Raw genomic sequence first — 16,073 nt, 5'->3', positions numbered from 1 at the left:
TCATAGCGTCAGATCGCTCGGCAAACGGGTCAACGGGCCCGGTCCGAGCACCACCACAAGGAGCAGCCGAAGCCAAAAAGGCCAGCGCTCGACTTGGGGTGGGGGCTCGAATGTACGCTTCGACACGCGCTGGGTCGGCAGGTTTCAGGCCGCTGATCATTTGAGGCGCTTTATCAACATTGACCCGGATCAGGAGGCGGCGCTGTTGGCTGCGTTAAAGTCATGGACGCTCGGTTCGATCGGCTCGATACACAACGCGTCGTCCAGACGCACGATGCCGCTTTGTATCACCCGCGCGGTGATTCCGCCATGCCCGCGAACGGCCTGAAAGATGCCGTGGCCGAGGCGTTGCTCAAGGCGCGCGCAGGGCTGGCACCAGCCGGTGGTTTCGAAGATCGCCTGGCCGATGCGGAAACGTCGGTTCTTCAGGCTGAACAGGTTGATGCCGCTGATCACGATGTTGCGTCGCAAATCCTGGGGCAACACCGGATTGTCCTCGGCCCGCCCCATCAGCGAACTGACCACTGCAAAGTGCTCCCACTGGATCAGCGTCACCTGTCGAGCGTTGCGCGGGCCGGGGCGGGCATGATCGCCCGTCAGGCCTGCTTCGCGACGGGCTTCCACGGCGTCCAGCTCAACCATCTCGCCCCGGGATTCCGGGCGCACGCCAATCCAGCGCACACGCCCGCGCTGGGGTACATCGGCGATCAATTCCTGCAACGGGCTCATAAACTGATTCCTACATCAAACACCACGCTGCGGCCCAGATTGGTCCGCAGGAAATCCGGGGCATCCGGATGGGCGAACAATACCCGGGCGAAGGTCGGCCCGACCAGCGAGAGTGACCGCCAGCCCTGACGCAAATACTCGGTGGGCGGCGGAAAGTGGCTGTTCAAGTCGAGCACCTCGCGCTTGAGGCTGGCGAAGGCAATGATGTCCAGCTCCCCCACATCCAGCCCACGCTCTTTGTAGTTGTGGGCCTTTTTGCGCAGCGTGGGTGCCAGGCGCCGGAGCAGCTCGGCAGCGGGAATGCGCTTGGGTTTGGCTTCGCGCCGCACCAGTTGGCTGAGGGAAAACGCGCTGCGTCGACGTTGCAGTTCTTCACGCCACTCATCGTTGAGCCGACGGCCTTCATCCAGAACAAAGAACACTTCAAAACACGCGTCGCGAAACAGTACGTCCGGCGGCTCTTGCCCGGCAGGCAGGAAGTCGTCAGTACGATGGGGAATATTCAGGCCCTGCAGCAACCGCTCGCACACCCAACGTTCGCGCTCCCACTTGCGCGCATTGGACAGGAACGCATTGGCTTGCTCGGCCTGGCTCGTCAAAAGACGCAGATAATCAGAGTCATCCATGGCGCCAAGCTTAACGCTGCTGAGGGGATAAGAAATACTGGAGCGGAGATAAAGTTGGGCGGGGCGGTGCTTATCGGCTCAAGAAATTGCCGCTAGCCCATTGTGGGAGTGTGCTTGCTCACGAAGACGGCATTGGAACTGCTGGATATCCAGCGGATGTGCCGGCCTCTTCGCGAGCAGGCACGCTCGCACAAAACGTCACCCCGCTCGCCGCTCGCTTTTGTTGACGGGATGCTCTCAGCTCTTGGGAGATATGGCAGCACTGGCGTTGTCCGTTCTGTGTGGCTGCCAAGTTTGATCAATGCTGACGAGGGTCGAAGTCACCCGAAAACAGCTCGTCTTCAGCATCCGGCGCCACCGGAATCGCATGTTCTTCCGACGCCCAGGCGCCCAGGTCGATCAGCTTGCACCGGTCCGAACAGAACGGCCGAAATTTACTTTCCGGCGTCCATTCCACGGGCGCTCCGCAGGTTGGGCAATCGACGGTCATTGGTTGGCTCATCATTGGCCTCCACGCAAAGTTAAATAAAAGTGATGCAGGCGCTCGACCTCGCTTTTCAGCCAGGCCGGGACACGGTCATTGACGATCACATCATCGGCCCGGCTCAAGCGCTCCTCGCGACTGGCCTGCGCCTTGAGGATCGCCCGGACCTGTTCTTCGTTGGTCTTGTCGCGCAACACCGTGCGCTCGATCTGCACCGATTCCGGCACATCAATGACCAACACCCGCTGAACCATCTGGTGCTGAGAAGTCTCCAGCAACAACGGCGACACTAGAATCGCGTAAGCCGATTCAGCGCGCGCCAGATATTGACGGATTTCCTCGCGGATCAGCGGATGCAGCAGGCTTTCGAGCCAGACACGCTGTTGCGGGTCCTTGAAAATCAGCTCGCGCAACGCCGAGCGATTCAGCGTGCCATCGGCCTGCAACACGCTTGGGCCGAAGTGCTCGGCAATCCGCGCCAGGGCAGGGCGCCCGGGTTCGACGACCCAGCGTGCAGCGTGATCGGCGTCCACCAAGTGCACGCCCAGATCCACGAAGCACTGAGCCGCCGCACTCTTGCCGCTGCCGATGCCACCGGTGAGGCCCAGAATCCAGGGTTTTGACGCAGGAGAAGTCATCTGAAACCGGCGATCTGCAGATACGAAGTCGTTATTTGATCACCCCAGAGCAAAGCGATCCACCCTGCGAGCGCCAGATAAGGACCGAAGGGGATCGGCGTGCTGGTTTCGACATTGCGCAAGCGCAGCAGAATCAGGCCCAACACCGCACCGACAATCGACGACAGCAGAATCGTCAGCGGCAGAATCTGCCACCCGCCCCACGCGCCGAGCATCGCCAGCAACTTGAAATCGCCGTAGCCCATGCCTTCCTTGCCGGTGATCAACTTGAACAGCCAGAACACACACCACAACACCAGATACCCCGCGACCGCGCCCCACAGCGCATCGGTCAGCGACGTGAATAGGCCGAAGGCGTTGACGATCAGGCCCAGCCACAACAGTGGCAGCACGATTGCGTCCGGCAGAAGCTGGTGGTCGGCGTCGATCAGGCTCATCGACAACAACCCCCACGTCAGCACCAGCATCGCCGCTGCCTGCCAGCCGAAACCGAAATGCCAGGCGATGAAGGCCGAGAGTAGGCCGCACGCTAATTCAACCAGCGGGTAGCGCTTGCTGATCGGGGCTTTGCACTGGGAACACTTGCCGCCGAGGAACAGATAGCTCACGACCGGAATGTTCTCCCAGGCGCGGATTTTGTGAGAACAGTGCGGGCAGCGGGACTGAGGGAGGATGAGGTTGAAGGTTTCTGTTGGGGGCTCGGCGGGGAGGTCGAGCATTTCCCGGGACTGGGCTTTCCAGTCGCGGATCATCATTAGCGGTAATCGGTAGACAACGACATTCAGGAAACTGCCGACTAGCAGGCCCAAGATGAGTGCGCATAAAACAAAGGCCAGCGGGGAGCTGGCCAGGAGGTCGAGTAGGGGCATGGTTAGACGACGTTTCCGAGCTGGAAGATGGGGAGATACATCGCGATGACGAGCCCGCCGACAATGACGCCGAGGAAGGCCATGATCATGGGCTCCATCAGGCTGGTCAGGCTGTCGACCATGTTGTCGACCTCATCCTCGTAGTAGGTCGCGACCTTATCGAGCATCGAGTCCAGAGCGCCGGATTCCTCACCGATGGCGGTCATTTGGACTGCTAGCATGGGGAAGACGCCGGTGCTGCGCATGGAGAAGTTGAGCTGCATGCCGGTAGAGACGTCTTGTTTGACTTTGTTGACGGCGTTTCGGAAGACGACGTTGCCGGTCGCACCTGCCACGGAGTCTAACGCCTCAACCAATGGAACACCGGCGGCAAATGTGGTGGAAAGTGTGCGGGCGTACCGAGCCACAGCGGATTTGTAAAGAAGTGGGCCGATGATTGGGATTTTCAGCAGCAATCTGTCGATCCAATTTCTAAATTTTTCCGACTTTTTGTGAGCGTTTTTGAACGCCAGCACCACTGCGACAAGGCCGATAATGAACATGTACCAATAGCTTTGCAGCGCCTCGGAAAGGCCGATCACCATCAACGTAAATGCGGGGAGTTTTGCGCCGAATCCTGCAAAGACGGATTGAAATTGTGGAACCACTTTGATCAATAGAATTGCACTAACAATGAGTGCCACGATGACTACCGCAATCGGATAAGTCATGGCTTTCTTAATCTTAGCCTTTAAGTGTTCCGTTTTCTCTTTGTAGGTGGCTACGCGGTCAAGAAGCGCCTCAAGAGCGCCTGCCTGTTCGCCTGCATCAACCAAATTGCAGAACAGATCATCGAAGTATTCGGGTTTTTGTCTTAACGCCGCTGCGAAGCTGTGACCTGCGGCGACTTCTTGCTTGATGTCATCCACTAGCTTACGCATATTAGGGTTATCGGCACCCTCGCTGATGATGTCGAACGACTGGAGCAATGGCACACCTGCTTTCATCATGGTTGCCATCTGGCGACTGAAAAATGCGATATGCAAGGGTTTGATTTTTTTCCCCGCGCCGAAGATGGATACCGCTTTTTTTCTGACTTTAGTAGGATTGATGCCCTGCTTGCGCAGTTGAGCTTTTACCAAAGCGGGGTTATGCCCGTTGATTTCACCCTTCTGCTTGGTGCCTTTTTTATCAATACCTTCCCAAGTGTAAACGCTGACTTTTACTACTTTGGTTGCCATGCTTAATCCTTGGTCACCCGGTTGATTTCCTCAAGGCTGGTCACGCCTTGCATGGCCTTTATGAGGCCAGACGTGCGCAAGTCATTGAATCCGTCCTTGCGCATCTGTTCGGAAATCGCGATGGAGTTACCTTCTCCCATAATGATGCGCTCCAGGGCAGGAGTACTTTTCACTACCTCGTAAATGCCAACCCGACCTTTGTAGCCAGCATTACAGTGTTCGCAGCCCACAGGAGAGTAAAGCTTGAATGAGCCGATTTGCGACTCGGGGAAACCTTCTGCAATCAAAGTCTCGCGTGGGATGTCCACTTCTTTCTTGCAGTTTGTACAAAGCTTCCGAGCTAGGCGCTGGGCAATAATGAGGTTTATTGCAGTTGCGATGTTGAAGGCTGCGACGCCCATGTGGTGTAGACGAGTAAGTGTTTCGGCGGCGCTGTTGGTATGCAAGGTCGATAGCACCATGTGGCCTGTTTGTGACGCCTTGATAGCAATTTCGGCTGTTTCGAGGTCTCGGATTTCACCGACCATAATCACGTCGGGATCCTGTCGTAGAAACGCGCGGAGTGCTTGGGAAAAATCCATCCCGTGTCGAGGGTTAACGTTGACCTGGTTGATGCCTTCGAGGTTTATCTCCACCGGGTCCTCTGCTGTGGAAATATTGATATCAACGGTATTGAGGATATTTAAACCCGTGTAGAGGGAGACTGTTTTCCCGGAGCCTGTAGGGCCCGTGACCAGAATCATTCCCTGCGGCTTGCTTAAGGCCTCAAGATAAAGGGCCTTCTGTTCAGGCTCATACCCTAAAGCATCAATGCCCATTTGGGCACTCGTGGGGTCGAGAATCCGCATTACGATCTTCTCTCCCCACAGTGTAGGAAGCGTGTTGACCCGAAAGTCGATGGCGCGGTTTTTCGAGATGCGTAGCTTGATTCGACCGTCTTGAGGCCTGCGGCGCTCTGAGATATCGAGACTTGCCATGACTTTTAAGCGCGCCGCTATACGCCCGGCTAGGTGGGTAGGCGGCTTGGCTACTTCATGAAGAATTCCGTCCGTGCGTAACCGCACTCTAAAAACTTTCTCATAAGGCTCGAAGTGCAAATCCGATGAACCTAGTCGGATTGCGTCCATGAGCATCTTATTGACAAAGCGTACGACTGGCGCGTCGTCTGCATCCTGGCCTGCGATGGACGATTCTTTGCTCTCATCAACCGATTCAATTTCGAGACCAAGATCTACGTCAGCTAAATCCCCCATACCCGAGTGGCTGTCAAAAAACTTCTCAATCGCGACGGTGAGCTTGTCGTCCTCTACGAGGATCGCTTCCGTTGTCAAGCCAGTACTGAACTGAATATCGGTTATGGCCTGATGATTTGTCGGATCGGAAATACCAACAAATAGCTTGTTGCCGCGACGCCACAAGGGCAGAGCGCAATGCTGGCGAACGAGCTTCTCGCTGACGAGCCCTTTGGGCTGACCCTCTCTCTCAAGGTTAGTGAGATCCATGAAAGGGATCCCGAACTGATCGGACGCCACCTCAGCAAGCGTCAGACTCTTGACCAGTTTGCTCTGCACCAGATAGCTCACCAGCGATACTTTGTTTTGACGCGCCTGCAAGCACGCCTGCTGCGCAGACTTTTCATCTAGGAGCTCAGCAATGACAAGCTGTTTAGCCAAACCGGTAAGCACGACATCAGTCATCAACACCACCACACACAAACAATCAGTGGTTTATATCGTAGTCGGGCTTGACTGCCAAATGCGCGACGGGCCTATGACCATTTTTGTCACTTTGTGCTGATGGGTGGCGGCTCTTTCAGGTCCTATGTAAGGGATTGGCTTCTTGACGTTATAGAGGCAAGTTGGCACGGCATGTGCGTGACTTCCTTTGGACGCGACACCAAATTGACGATCGGAGATGTACGTTATGCAATCACAAAAAGGCTTCACCCTCATTGAGTTGATGATCGTAGTAGCGATTATTGGGATCTTGGCTGCGGTAGCAATCCCCGCATATCAGAACTACACGCTTCGCGCACAGGCGAGCTCGTTGCTCGCCAGCCTTGATTCCGCGAAGGTGGCTGTTGCGGAAAACTGGAGCCAAGGGCTGACCGGCACAGCGCTTTGCACCGCTGCGCCAACCGGTACCATTGCAAATTGCACCGGCAGCGGGACACTGACTGCGAGCCGCACAAGCCCTACCGTTAGCGTCACCTTGGTCCCAAGTGTTGCTAACGCTGCAGTCACTGGCGGTAATGTAACTTGGACTTGTACGGTTAGCCCTGCAACTGCCAATCCTGGTAGTGCTTGCACAGGGTCGTAAGCTTAAGTTCAGAAAAGGCGCGTAACGCGCCTTTTTTGATTTTGTGAGCTGCAGAAATTCACAAAGAGGTCGTTAGTGATTGGATATTTACAACGCTTAGTCCTGCCTTTCGTGGCCGTATTAGTGGTCGTTCCGATTACTTTTTCGCCTTTTTATGGGCACGACATGCAGCGTCTCGCTCAAGTTTTTTTGTGTCTAGTACTCGCTGCTCCGAAGCTGTTCGATTTTTGTTCATGTCGAGGCTTGTGGTTTTGGGATCGGGGTGTCAGAAGGGTGAAGCTTTTAATTCTTGCATTGGGATTTGTATCGAGCCTTTCATCTCGTCAGCCAATGTGGGCTTTTGGTGAACTGGCTCTTTTACTTGCTTGTTTCCATATTTCTCTTTGTATCGGGCATGCAAGGCAATGTGGTAGCAGTAGGTTAGACTTTTTTTTTATTCGAGCAGTAATTTTTTTATGTGTGGTCAAAACTGCCCAATTTTTGGGAGCGGGGGCTTCAGCGTTCGTGAGTAATGCGCATATGCTTGATACCGACCTTCTCATGGAAGGTTTTTCAAATATTCGCTTTTACGGGCAATTCCAAACATTCACTCTGCCCCTCTTGGCCCTCCCTTTGCTCTGTCGAACACAGACTCGATCCTTTAAGATTTGTATATTTGCGTTGGTGTGCTGCTGGTGGATGATTGCGATTTGTAGTGGCACTCGAGGTACATGGCTAGGGATGATAGGGGCTACTTGTTTAATGGCGTTTAGCAGCGGTCAGGGACGGCGTTGGGCTGGCTGGCAGGGTTTGGCCGCGCTTATTGGCCTGACCTCATTCTGGCTTCTTTTCCGCGTCCTGCCCGATTATCTAGGCTTGAAAGTCTTTAATTTTGCAGGCGACAGGCTCAGCACGTCACTCTCTGCACGTGACGTGATTTGGCACCAAGCGTGGGAAATGATTAAGGAGCGGCCACTGCTAGGGTTCGGCCCTATGCACTTTGCCGATATCCCCAATCCCGTAGCAGCACACCCCCATCAAGCTATCTTGCAGTGGGCCTGCGAATGGGGAATCCCTTCTACACTTTTGGTAATGTGGCTCGTCTCTAAAGGATTATGGGCTACGTTCCGTTTGATTCGCGCGAATCACCGGTCAACTGAGCCTGTGGACTTATTGCGGGTCTGTCTATTCGCGAGTTTGATTGGCGCGTTGACCCAGTCAATGGTGGATGGAGTTATCGTAATGCCCTACTCTCAGTTGTGGCTCGCCATTGTCGTGGGCTGGCTGATTGGTATCCATGATTTTTCGACTGAGCCCCCAGCGGTACGGCCAATTGCGCAAAAAGGATGGGTTGCAATATTGACATTGGCCGTCGTATATCTGGGCTATATAGTCTTTCGTGATGCCCCAAATCTTGATCAGCGGGAGCAGGTTTACATCCAGGAACATGGGGGGCGATTCCAGCCGCGATTCTGGATGCAAGGAGTCATTGGGCAGCCTGGTGGCCGCTTGTTGGAGCAAACAAATGCTGCTAATTTCTCACCATTAGCAACGCCGAAATAGCTCAGTCGGTAGAGCAGCGCACTCGTAACGCGAAGGTCGTAGATTCGATTCCTATTTTCGGCACCATTTTTCATCACCAGTCACACAGAAGCCCAAAGCTCAAAGCTCAAAGCTCAAAGCTCAAAGAGCATAATCGTCAACCCGAGCATCACTACGGTCTCACGACCTTCCTCCGCAGTTATAAAGAAGGTCGGTCTGTGTTATCTCCATCAAATACCTCCACTGCTCCCATCTACCCGACTCGCCAGCAACACAGTTCCTGCCAAAAGGTGTTTTTGTAATGGCGCTAGCGCCGAGAGCAGCATTCATCAAGCAGGTTGCGCCGCTGGCAATGCAGTGGGGCGTGACGGCTTACTCCGCTGCAGTCTCATTGGGCCTTTCGGTCCTGTTCGCGCGCAGTATGGGGTCAAGCTCGTTTGGGCATTACACCTACATCTATGTGCTGGTGACTGTTCTTGTACTGATGCAGGACGCAGGGTTTAACGTGCTTCTGATGCGGGAGCGTGCGTCTCCATCCGCGGCTCTAAGCACACGCTATTCAGAACTGCCAAGTACTGCGCTGATGCACCTGCTGGTAACAACTTCAGTTTTCATGTTGCTGGCTGGCGCATTCCACCTCTGGGTAGACGGGCCTGCTCTCATGGCCGGCATCTTCTGCTTCGCCATGGTCACTCTCACTCAATGGCAGTCCTCCTGGTTTAAAGGGGCAGGAAATTTTCAGCGAGATGCTCAATTCCTTTTTTATGGCAGGACTGTCAGTGCCTTGTTTGTACTTGGGTCTGTGCTCATCGCTGGCGCTGCTCCGGTGTCGATTTTTCTCGCTTGGGGGCTTGGCCTCGGCTTTACACTCGCGTGTCACTTCAAGCACTTCCCAGCGTTCCGCCGAATTGAGTGGAAGGTGCCGGCTTGGGCCTATCGCAGTTCGGTCAGTTTCTTCGCGGTCGGCCTCGCTTCCACTCTCTATCACCACATCGACATCGTCATTCTTCGACACCTGTTGGGAGAAGTGCCTGCTATTGGTCAATATGCGGTAGCGACGAGGATTCAAGACGGCCTTATGGCGCTAGCTACGCCGGTGGCTTTGATGCTGTTTCGGAGGATGAGAATACTAGCGGTAGATGGCGACGATGGAAGCCGATTCAGCCGCAATTCGGTTGTCGGTGCGGCGTTCATCGGTTTGCTTCTGGCGTTGGGCGGGTGGGTACTTGGCCCCTGGGTGGTTGGGATCTTGTTTGGGAGCGCTTACGCAGATGGGGCACACACCATAATTCGCCTTCTGTTCACCGGCCTGATTTTTGCGCTTCCGAACTACGTGATGGAACAGCATGCCATCGCTACGCAGCAGGAACGATGGTTTGCAAAAAGCTTAATCGCTGCGGTCACTGTAAACGTCGCCCTGAACTTCGCCTTGATTCCGGTGATAGGCGTTGCTGGCGCGGCCCTTGCAACTCTCTTAACAGAGATCTGCCTTTGCACTGCTCTTTGCTGTCGGCTGCGCCGCACGTTGTTCAACTAGTTATTCCCAGTTGGTGAAGTGCTCCTAAGCTGTGTGCGAAGGGTGGACCACGTCCCGACCTTGAATGGGGTGGGACAGAGAGAGTGAATCGCATACAGATTCATATGGACGTATCCCACCGTAGATCAACGTAAACAACTGAGGCGTAACCGGTGTATAGTGCGCCCTGTTAGCTGAATCAAGGACGAGCCAGATGGATGAGTTTTGCGATACAGGGTCCAATAGCAGCCCGACATGGGGGCTTCTTGATGTCTTGATGTGGAAGGTTTTTCCAGAGCCTTTAGGTGGCGGTCGGGCCTATATACAGCGGTTCAAAGATGCCTGGGTAGTCCACAACAAGCTAATCCTCAAAGCGGCTGCGCTTAAATACGCACTTCCCATCGAGCTTGTAGCTGGGGTTTGCTGGATTGAAACCGGTGGTGATCCCAACTTTATTGATAGAGTGGCTTTTGAGGTGCGTGCGTTCGATCACATTGGTAATTTTTCAACTGTGATTACGAATCCGCCGTCAAAAACTAGCTTTGGATGGGTAAGTATTCAACTTAAAACCGCCGCTTTGACAATAGGCTTAGATCCAGAGCAGATGGATGTAAGCCAGTTACGGAGTTTGTCTTACTGTCTTGAGCGCGATGTATATAACATTGACTTGGCTGCCAAGCATCTGCGAATGCTTGCCGATCACGATGGTTTTACTTCCATTGGATTAGATGAGGTCAGAGTGATTGGTGCTCGCTACAATAGGGGGATGGCCTTGTCGCTAGATAAAATAAAAGAAAATACTAGATACGGAGACTTTATCGTAAAAAACTGGCTTCGTTTTAGCCAGCTTATGATGTGAATATTATGAGTAAAAATAGAAATGTATTGCGCGTGATTTTGTATGTCCTCTTTTTCGTTCTCTTGTTCATGTACGCATTATTTCATGGGTCCAAGTATGACTGGATGGATTCGCTAGACCCTGCGCAAAGCCCCGCAGGCGTCTTGGTGGAAGATGATGCTAGCAATCGTTTAGTTTTTCGGGGCGTGATTCTGGCGCTGGTAATAGGAGTGCAGTTAATTATAGTTTCTAGATGCTCTAGGCTGGAAGCGGCGCTGACAACAGCATTGCTTGCTTTAACAGTCATAGCCTTCTGGTAATGTGTAGGTCCGCCAGCGCCACTGGCGGACCTTTGCGCCGATTTTCTCAGCGGCTATCACCTATATGTTTATGCGAAGGGTTTATTCGCTGTCCGGTCCCAGCCACCGGATACGATGCCCGCACTTGCTCCATCAACCCGTCGTTGCTGTGTATATTCGAATTTGATACGTCCGTAATTTAGAGTTATGGCTTCTACAGGCAGGCCCGCAAATTCGGCGCCTTGACCACTTACGGTAGAGATCAATACTTCTTCTAAAACAATGTCTAGGTACTTGAATTTTTCAGCACCCGCCCGGTGTATGCGAATAGTCACATGTTCGATGTGCGACCCTCTGCAACACAGTTCGAATAGTTTGGGTGTGGCCCGGTCAATGTATTTGGTAACGCGGAAGTCTCCTAAGCTGACGCCTCCTGCGGATGCGCCGCCATTTGAGCTGGCAGACTGACTGATTGACTGGATAGCATCGTAGTGATACGAGAGTAGCTCGACCCAACCCTTGTGATCAGCATCAAGCGACTCTCCTTCAACACCGTTTACCTGCATGAATGCGTCGAATGACATATTAGCTTCCTGCTCTTGACTGTTGGGGGGAGAATCCTAGCTTATGATCCTCACCATTGCCAGTCATGTGACCGCACCCAGTCCCAAGCCCTCGTAGGAAAGTGAGCGTGCATCTCAGTGTACGAAATCACATGGCAGTCTCACAGATATCACTGTGAGCCCTATGTCGCGCTATTGGCGGGGAAGTGCCGCTCCATTACAAGTCAGCAAACCGAATAGTTAATTCCCAGGATTGGGGTAACTGATTCGAGTTTGCAACCAATCTGGTTGTCTGAATTGGCCTCGTGACAGTGAAGTGCGATCTAGCAGTGGGTGAAACTCCATTCGAGACGGTACTGGCCTGTGTTGAGATGCTCGGCTTGATTAAACGACGGAACAACCCGGTCTTAAGCACCGGGCTTATTCGTATCCAACACCCGCATCGTCCCGCCAATCAACAAATCCCCGGCGGAATCCCGTCTTTATTAAAATCCTTCAACCGCTCCTTCTCTTCCTCAGTCGCATGAGCCGGAACGTCCTTCTGAGGTTGTTCTTTTTCGTCAGGTTTCTTCTCGTCAGCCATCGTCATCTCCTCATTCATCTCGAACCAAACCCTCAAGCCCAAACCGCCGTGTCGCTGTTGATCTGCGCCATGGAGGTAGCATTGCTCTGCCGCTGGTGGTGCAGGTCTTCGCGCATTTTGGAAAAATTGAGCGGCTTCGACGCCAGCTGCCGGAGCACGACGTCAGAGATCACGTACCCCCCGCAGTCGCGGCAGATAACAACCTTGCCACCCTGCGCCGACTCACGCTGCTCAGCCTCGATCCCGCACAGATAACAATTCATGCCCGTTCTCCCTATGAAGGTAATAACAAGCAGAGCCCGACCGGCCAGCGCAGTTCAACCTTTAATACGTCGGGACGGATTCAGAGGCTCAAACGCATCGACAAATCCACCGCCTTCACATCCTTAGTCAGCGTCCCAATAGAAATGTAATCAACACCAGTTTCAGCAATGGTGCGCAAAGTCGCATCGGTCACACCGCCGCTAGCCTCAAGCTTGGCGCGTCCGGCAGTGAGGCGCACGGCTTCGCGCATGTCATCCAGGCTCAGTTCATCAAGCATGATGATGTCGGCGCCGCCGTCGAGGGCTTGCTTGAGTTCGTCGAGGCTTTCCACTTCGATTTCCACCGGCTTGCCCGGCGCGATTTTGTGCGCGGCGGTGACGGCTTCCGCAATCCCGCCACAGGCAGCGATGTGGTTTTCCTTGATCAGAAAAGCGTCGAACAAGCCGATCCGATGGTTATGGCAACCGCCGCAGGTGACGGCGTACTTCTGCGCCATTCTCAGGCCGGGGAGGGTTTTGCGGGTGTCGAGCAGTTTGACCTGAGTGTCGGCGACCATGTCCGCGTAGTGCTGCGCGCGGGTGGCGACGCCTGACAGCAGCTGCAGAAAATTGAGTGCGCTGCGTTCGCCCGTCAGCAGCGAACGGGCGGGGCCTTCCAAGTGGAACAGCGCCTGATTGGGCTGCACGCGATCGCCGTCAACGACCTGCCAATGCACCGCGACGCGCGGGTCAAGCTGACGGAAAACAGCATCGACCCACGCTGTGCCGGCGATCACCGCTGCGTCGCGGGAGATTACAGTGGCCTTGGCCAGGCGCTCTGCCGGAATCAGCTGCGCGGTGATGTCACCACTGCCCACATCCTCCACCAACGCACGGCGCACGTTGGCTTCAATTTCGGCAGTGAGGGCGTCAAGACGTAGGTTTGGCATATCAGGCTCCACGAACTAAGTGCGCCGAGTATATGGTAGGCGCGTGTACCAACCTATGTAGGCGACGTGTCCAGTCGGGTGCATAACCTGCACTTTGTCGGTTTTTTCCTCGCTTATGCGACAGATTGTGATTTTGAGGGTCTATCGCTGCGCACGTCCCTTCGCCGCCTCCTATTATTCCAATCAAGGCGAAGCGTCCGCTGGCGAGCGGCCCGGATTTACCTGATACTTTCGCCTTGTATTTGACGTCATAGCGTTGACGTTAGCCTGCAACATCCCCAGGGATAAAATGTTGAGATCCGTTTGAATGGAGTCAAGTCTTCATTCGCTGCGGGGTGTAGCTGTTGTTAAAGCAGTTGTGTCGACGGTGTGAAGGAGTCCTTGATGCAGAACGACGGAAACAAAGTGGTGCCCTTGAAGGCAGGTGCGGATCATCCGGGATCCTCGCCTGTCGCTCGGCTGCCCGTCGTTTTGCTTCAGGTTCGTGACCGAGCCGCGCAGCAGTTGAAGGAGAGCCTGCAGACGTTGTTCGATAACGCTGACGACACGCTTTTCGAAATGGCCGACCGTGCTCACAACAACGCTGAGCAGAACATCTTCTTCGAGGCCATGCGCGACTTGCGTTTGAAGCGCAAAAGCATCGAGCGCAACTTCCTCGACAAATTCTTTGAAGCATTCCTGCGCTTGGGTCAGTACGAAGTGGCCGAGCCCCCGATGCCCGAGCCCGTTTCCTACGACAAGTTAGCCTTGGTCCATAACGATGATCTCGAACGCACCGTTGCGGTTGACGCCATGGTGGTCAAGGTCATGAGTCGCGACGGTATCGCCCTCGGTCAACTGACCACGCGTTTGAATGTTCTTATCCCTCAGCCGTTGACCGACGAGACCAATCCGTTGGGACCGACGCTGCTGTGCGACTATTTCCTGCAGGCCGGGCGCAGTCTTGGCGTTGAAATCAAGGTGAAGCTGATCATTCTCAAGTTGTTCGAGAAGTACGCCTTGAGCAACGCCGATCAGCTCTATGAGGAAGCCAACCAGTTGCTAATTTCCGCAGGTGTATTGCCGGAACTGAAGGCGTTGCCGTCCCGTCGCTCCACTGATCGTATCGCCAGCGTGCCGCCTTCGAGTGAAGCCTTGCGTGCCGACAACGCCGCTATTCTCCAGGCGACCGAAAGTCTCGATAAAAGCGTGCAGGACGTGTTTTCCGCGTTGCAGGAGTTGCTGGTGCATGTGCGTGGCCACCTGACGCCGCGCCCCGAGTCGGTGACCGATGCGCGTCCGATTTCCAGTCAGGACTTGCTGCGTCTGCTGTCCCACTTGCAGCAGTACGTACCGAAAGCCGAGGAGAGCGACGACTTCGACCTGCGCGCCCAGCTTGAGCAGTTGATCAGTCGGGTCAGCGCGAGAAGCGGCAAGTTTCGCGTTGTGGGTACGATGGATGAGGACGTCATCAACCTCATCTCGATGTTGTTTGAATTCATTCTCGACGACCGCAACCTGCCCAGTTCGCTGCGGGCGTTGATCGGCCGCTTGCAAATTCCGATGCTCAAAGTCGCGGTGATCGACAAGAGTTTCTTCAGCCGTGGCAGTCACCCGGCGCGCCGGCTGCTGAATGAAATCGCCTCTGCGGCGCTCGGTTGGGGTGGTCGCGACGACACCCAGCGTGACTCGCTTTATGCCCGCATCGATCAAATCGTCCAGCGCCTGCTCCACGATTTCGTCGATGACCCGGCAATCTTCACTGAGCTGCTGGTGGATTTTCTGGCCTTTACCGGCGACGAGCGTCGTCGCAGTGAGTTGCTTGAGCAACGCACCCGTGACGCCGAACAAGGCCGTGCACTGGCAGAGTTGGCCCGTCAGCGGGTGCAGCAGGCGCTGAACGATCGCCTGCTCGGCAAGACCCTGCCGCAGGTCGTTGTTCGCCTGTTGCAGGAGGCGTGGAGCAAGGTGCTGTTGCTCACGTGCCTCAAACACGGCGATCAGTCAGTTGAATGGACGTCAGGCCTTCAGGCGATGGACGATCTGATCTGGAGCGTTGAGTCCCATGACGAGCCGGAAGCGCGACAGCGTTTGCTCGAGCTGGTGCCTGGGTTACTCAAGTCCCTGCGCGATGGCTTGAGCAGTGCCGCCTTCGACCCGTTTGCCACCAGCGAATTCTTCAGTCAGCTCGAAGCGCTTCACGTCCAGGCGTTCAGCCACGTGACGAAAGCACCTGGCACGACCACCGTTGGCGACCAGGTCGCGTCTGATCATGGGCCGACGATGATGGCCGTGGTCGAAGAGATCGTTCTCGTTGGGCCGGGCGAGCAGATTCAGACCGAGCCATCGATGCAGTTGCCTGCCGACGACGAAGGTTTGATGCAAGTCGAAAAGCTTCGCCTGGGCAGTTGGGTCGAGATCCAGGAAGACGAATCCCATAAGCTGCGCTGCAAGCTGGCCGCCATTGTTGATCCGAGTGGGCGCTATGTGTTCGTCAATCGCACGGGTATGAAGGTGCTTGAGAAAACCCGCATGGGCCTGGCGGTGGAATTTCGTCGCGGCGCTATTCGTGTCCTCGACGACGCCCTGCTGTTCGACCGCGCCCTTGAGTCGGTACTGGGCAATTTACGCAAGCTGAAGGGCTAGGGCGCAGATCGATCCTACGACTTCTTGCTGCGAATGCGCGCAACCTCAGGG

The 16,073-nt window shown here is 54.9% G+C and carries 17 protein-coding genes and 1 tRNA gene; 7 read left to right on the top strand and 11 right to left on the bottom strand.

Annotated elements, in window-relative coordinates; translation table 11 throughout:
- Window positions 1–189: 189 nt before the first annotated feature.
- From IFT99_RS14585 to pilB, 7 genes are all read right to left on the bottom strand, one after another.
- Window positions 190–729 (bottom strand): MOSC domain-containing protein, encoded by a 540-nt coding sequence (locus IFT99_RS14585; protein ID WP_192133125.1) that lies wholly within the window; start codon window positions 727–729, stop codon window positions 190–192.
- On the bottom strand, window positions 726–1,355 hold the full coding sequence (locus IFT99_RS14580) for a DUF1780 domain-containing protein (RefSeq protein ID WP_065987649.1): 630 nt from the start codon (window positions 1,353–1,355) through the stop codon (window positions 726–728). The genes IFT99_RS14585 and IFT99_RS14580 overlap by 4 nt, the downstream gene beginning before the upstream one ends.
- Window positions 1,356–1,653: 298 nt before the next feature.
- A complete protein-coding gene (gene yacG, locus IFT99_RS14575; RefSeq protein ID WP_062378727.1) occupies window positions 1,654–1,857 on the bottom strand; it encodes a DNA gyrase inhibitor YacG in 204 nt (67 codons plus the stop codon).
- Entirely contained in the window at window positions 1,857–2,477 is a 621-nt protein-coding gene (coaE, locus tag IFT99_RS14570) for a dephospho-CoA kinase (protein WP_192133123.1), read from the bottom strand. Before coaE ends, yacG begins: the two co-directional genes overlap by 1 nt.
- Complete coding sequence (locus tag IFT99_RS14565) at window positions 2,474–3,346, bottom strand: prepilin peptidase (RefSeq protein ID WP_192133121.1); 873 nt, start codon at window positions 3,344–3,346, stop codon at window positions 2,474–2,476. The genes coaE and IFT99_RS14565 overlap by 4 nt, the downstream gene beginning before the upstream one ends.
- Window positions 3,347–3,348: 2 nt before the next feature.
- Window positions 3,349–4,566 (bottom strand): type II secretion system F family protein, encoded by a 1,218-nt coding sequence (locus IFT99_RS14560; RefSeq protein ID WP_192133119.1) that lies wholly within the window; start codon window positions 4,564–4,566, stop codon window positions 3,349–3,351.
- 2 nt (window positions 4,567–4,568) lie between these two features.
- Entirely contained in the window at window positions 4,569–6,263 is a 1,695-nt protein-coding gene (gene pilB, locus IFT99_RS14555) for a type IV-A pilus assembly ATPase PilB (protein ID WP_192133117.1), read from the bottom strand.
- A 226-nt stretch (window positions 6,264–6,489) separates the two neighbouring features.
- Here pilB and IFT99_RS14550 point away from each other — a divergent pair, with 226 nt between their 5' ends.
- The 6 genes from IFT99_RS14550 to IFT99_RS14525 all read left to right on the top strand — a co-directional run bounded on the left by IFT99_RS14550 (window position 6,490) and on the right by IFT99_RS14525 (window position 11,080).
- Window positions 6,490–6,885 (top strand): pilin, encoded by a 396-nt coding sequence (locus tag IFT99_RS14550; RefSeq protein ID WP_192133281.1) that lies wholly within the window; start codon window positions 6,490–6,492, stop codon window positions 6,883–6,885.
- A 165-nt stretch (window positions 6,886–7,050) separates the two neighbouring features.
- Window positions 7,051–8,427: an O-antigen ligase family protein gene (locus tag IFT99_RS14545; protein ID WP_192133279.1), complete on the top strand. Its 1,377-nt coding sequence runs from the start codon at window positions 7,051–7,053 to the stop codon at window positions 8,425–8,427.
- A tRNA-Thr gene (locus tag IFT99_RS14540) sits at window positions 8,418–8,493 on the top strand. The genes IFT99_RS14545 and IFT99_RS14540 overlap by 10 nt, the downstream gene beginning before the upstream one ends.
- 214 nt (window positions 8,494–8,707) lie before the next feature.
- The gene (locus tag IFT99_RS14535; protein WP_192133116.1) at window positions 8,708–9,943 is read left to right on the top strand and encodes an oligosaccharide flippase family protein; all 1,236 of its coding nucleotides are present in this window, start codon (window positions 8,708–8,710) and stop codon (window positions 9,941–9,943) included.
- Between the two features lie 193 nt (window positions 9,944–10,136).
- Window positions 10,137–10,781 carry a hypothetical protein gene (locus tag IFT99_RS14530; protein WP_192133114.1) on the top strand — a complete coding sequence of 215 codons (645 nt, stop codon included), beginning with the start codon at window positions 10,137–10,139 and terminating at the stop codon, window positions 10,779–10,781.
- Between the two features lie 5 nt (window positions 10,782–10,786).
- On the top strand, window positions 10,787–11,080 hold the full coding sequence (locus IFT99_RS14525; RefSeq protein WP_192133112.1) for a hypothetical protein: 294 nt from the start codon (window positions 10,787–10,789) through the stop codon (window positions 11,078–11,080).
- A gap of 68 nt (window positions 11,081–11,148) precedes the next feature.
- On the opposite strand, the gene IFT99_RS14520 is transcribed toward IFT99_RS14525, so the two are convergent.
- The 4 genes from IFT99_RS14520 to nadC all read right to left on the bottom strand — a co-directional run bounded on the left by IFT99_RS14520 (window position 11,149) and on the right by nadC (window position 13,397).
- The gene (locus tag IFT99_RS14520; protein ID WP_192133110.1) at window positions 11,149–11,643 is read right to left on the bottom strand and encodes an Hcp family type VI secretion system effector; all 495 of its coding nucleotides are present in this window, start codon (window positions 11,641–11,643) and stop codon (window positions 11,149–11,151) included.
- 433 nt (window positions 11,644–12,076) lie between these two features.
- On the bottom strand, window positions 12,077–12,205 hold the full coding sequence (locus IFT99_RS26485; RefSeq protein ID WP_274605131.1) for a hypothetical protein: 129 nt from the start codon (window positions 12,203–12,205) through the stop codon (window positions 12,077–12,079).
- Between the two features lie 32 nt (window positions 12,206–12,237).
- Window positions 12,238–12,468: a hypothetical protein gene (locus tag IFT99_RS14515; protein WP_192133108.1), complete on the bottom strand. Its 231-nt coding sequence runs from the start codon at window positions 12,466–12,468 to the stop codon at window positions 12,238–12,240.
- 80 nt (window positions 12,469–12,548) lie between these two features.
- On the bottom strand, window positions 12,549–13,397 hold the full coding sequence (gene nadC, locus IFT99_RS14510) for a carboxylating nicotinate-nucleotide diphosphorylase (RefSeq protein ID WP_192133105.1): 849 nt from the start codon (window positions 13,395–13,397) through the stop codon (window positions 12,549–12,551).
- A 384-nt stretch (window positions 13,398–13,781) separates the two neighbouring features.
- On the opposite strand from nadC, the gene IFT99_RS14505 reads away from it, so the two are divergent.
- Complete coding sequence (locus tag IFT99_RS14505; protein WP_192133104.1) at window positions 13,782–16,022, top strand: DUF1631 domain-containing protein; 2,241 nt, start codon at window positions 13,782–13,784, stop codon at window positions 16,020–16,022.
- The last annotated feature ends 51 nt before the right edge of the window (window positions 16,023–16,073 follow it).

The sequence above is a fragment of the Pseudomonas sp. CFBP 8772 genome (genome assembly GCF_014841665.1).
Lineage (GTDB): Bacteria > Pseudomonadota > Gammaproteobacteria > Pseudomonadales > Pseudomonadaceae > Aquipseudomonas > Aquipseudomonas graminis_B.
Note: the sequence above shows the minus strand (reverse complement) of the source record. Positions and strands in the feature narration are given on the sequence as shown.

Excerpts from the sequence above, each read along its gene's own strand:
- IFT99_RS14515 (WP_192133108.1), bottom strand. The coding sequence starts at position 12,468 with ATGAATTGTTATCTGTGCGGGATCGAGGCTGAGCAGCGTGAGTCGGCG.
- nadC (WP_192133105.1), bottom strand. The coding sequence starts at position 13,397 with ATGCCAAACCTACGTCTTGACGCCCTCACTGCCGAAATTGAAGCCAAC.
- IFT99_RS14520 (WP_192133110.1), bottom strand. The coding sequence starts at position 11,643 with ATGTCATTCGACGCATTCATGCAGGTAAACGGTGTTGAAGGAGAGTCG.
- yacG (WP_062378727.1), bottom strand. The coding sequence starts at position 1,857 with ATGAGCCAACCAATGACCGTCGATTGCCCAACCTGCGGAGCGCCCGTG.
- IFT99_RS26485 (WP_274605131.1), bottom strand. The coding sequence starts at position 12,205 with ATGGCTGACGAGAAGAAACCTGACGAAAAAGAACAACCTCAGAAGGAC.
- IFT99_RS14585 (WP_192133125.1), bottom strand. The coding sequence starts at position 729 with ATGAGCCCGTTGCAGGAATTGATCGCCGATGTACCCCAGCGCGGGCGT.
- IFT99_RS14545 (WP_192133279.1), top strand. The coding sequence starts at position 7,051 with ATGCAGCGTCTCGCTCAAGTTTTTTTGTGTCTAGTACTCGCTGCTCCG.
- IFT99_RS14525 (WP_192133112.1), top strand. The coding sequence starts at position 10,787 with ATGAGTAAAAATAGAAATGTATTGCGCGTGATTTTGTATGTCCTCTTT.
- pilB (WP_192133117.1), bottom strand. The coding sequence starts at position 6,263 with ATGACTGATGTCGTGCTTACCGGTTTGGCTAAACAGCTTGTCATTGCT.
- IFT99_RS14550 (WP_192133281.1), top strand. The coding sequence starts at position 6,490 with ATGCAATCACAAAAAGGCTTCACCCTCATTGAGTTGATGATCGTAGTA.
- IFT99_RS14535 (WP_192133116.1), top strand. The coding sequence starts at position 8,708 with ATGGCGCTAGCGCCGAGAGCAGCATTCATCAAGCAGGTTGCGCCGCTG.
- IFT99_RS14505 (WP_192133104.1), top strand. The coding sequence starts at position 13,782 with ATGCAGAACGACGGAAACAAAGTGGTGCCCTTGAAGGCAGGTGCGGAT.
- coaE (WP_192133123.1), bottom strand. The coding sequence starts at position 2,477 with ATGACTTCTCCTGCGTCAAAACCCTGGATTCTGGGCCTCACCGGTGGC.
- IFT99_RS14580 (WP_065987649.1), bottom strand. The coding sequence starts at position 1,355 with ATGGATGACTCTGATTATCTGCGTCTTTTGACGAGCCAGGCCGAGCAA.
- IFT99_RS14565 (WP_192133121.1), bottom strand. The coding sequence starts at position 3,346 with ATGCCCCTACTCGACCTCCTGGCCAGCTCCCCGCTGGCCTTTGTTTTA.
- IFT99_RS14530 (WP_192133114.1), top strand. The coding sequence starts at position 10,137 with ATGGATGAGTTTTGCGATACAGGGTCCAATAGCAGCCCGACATGGGGG.
- IFT99_RS14560 (WP_192133119.1), bottom strand. The coding sequence starts at position 4,566 with ATGGCAACCAAAGTAGTAAAAGTCAGCGTTTACACTTGGGAAGGTATT.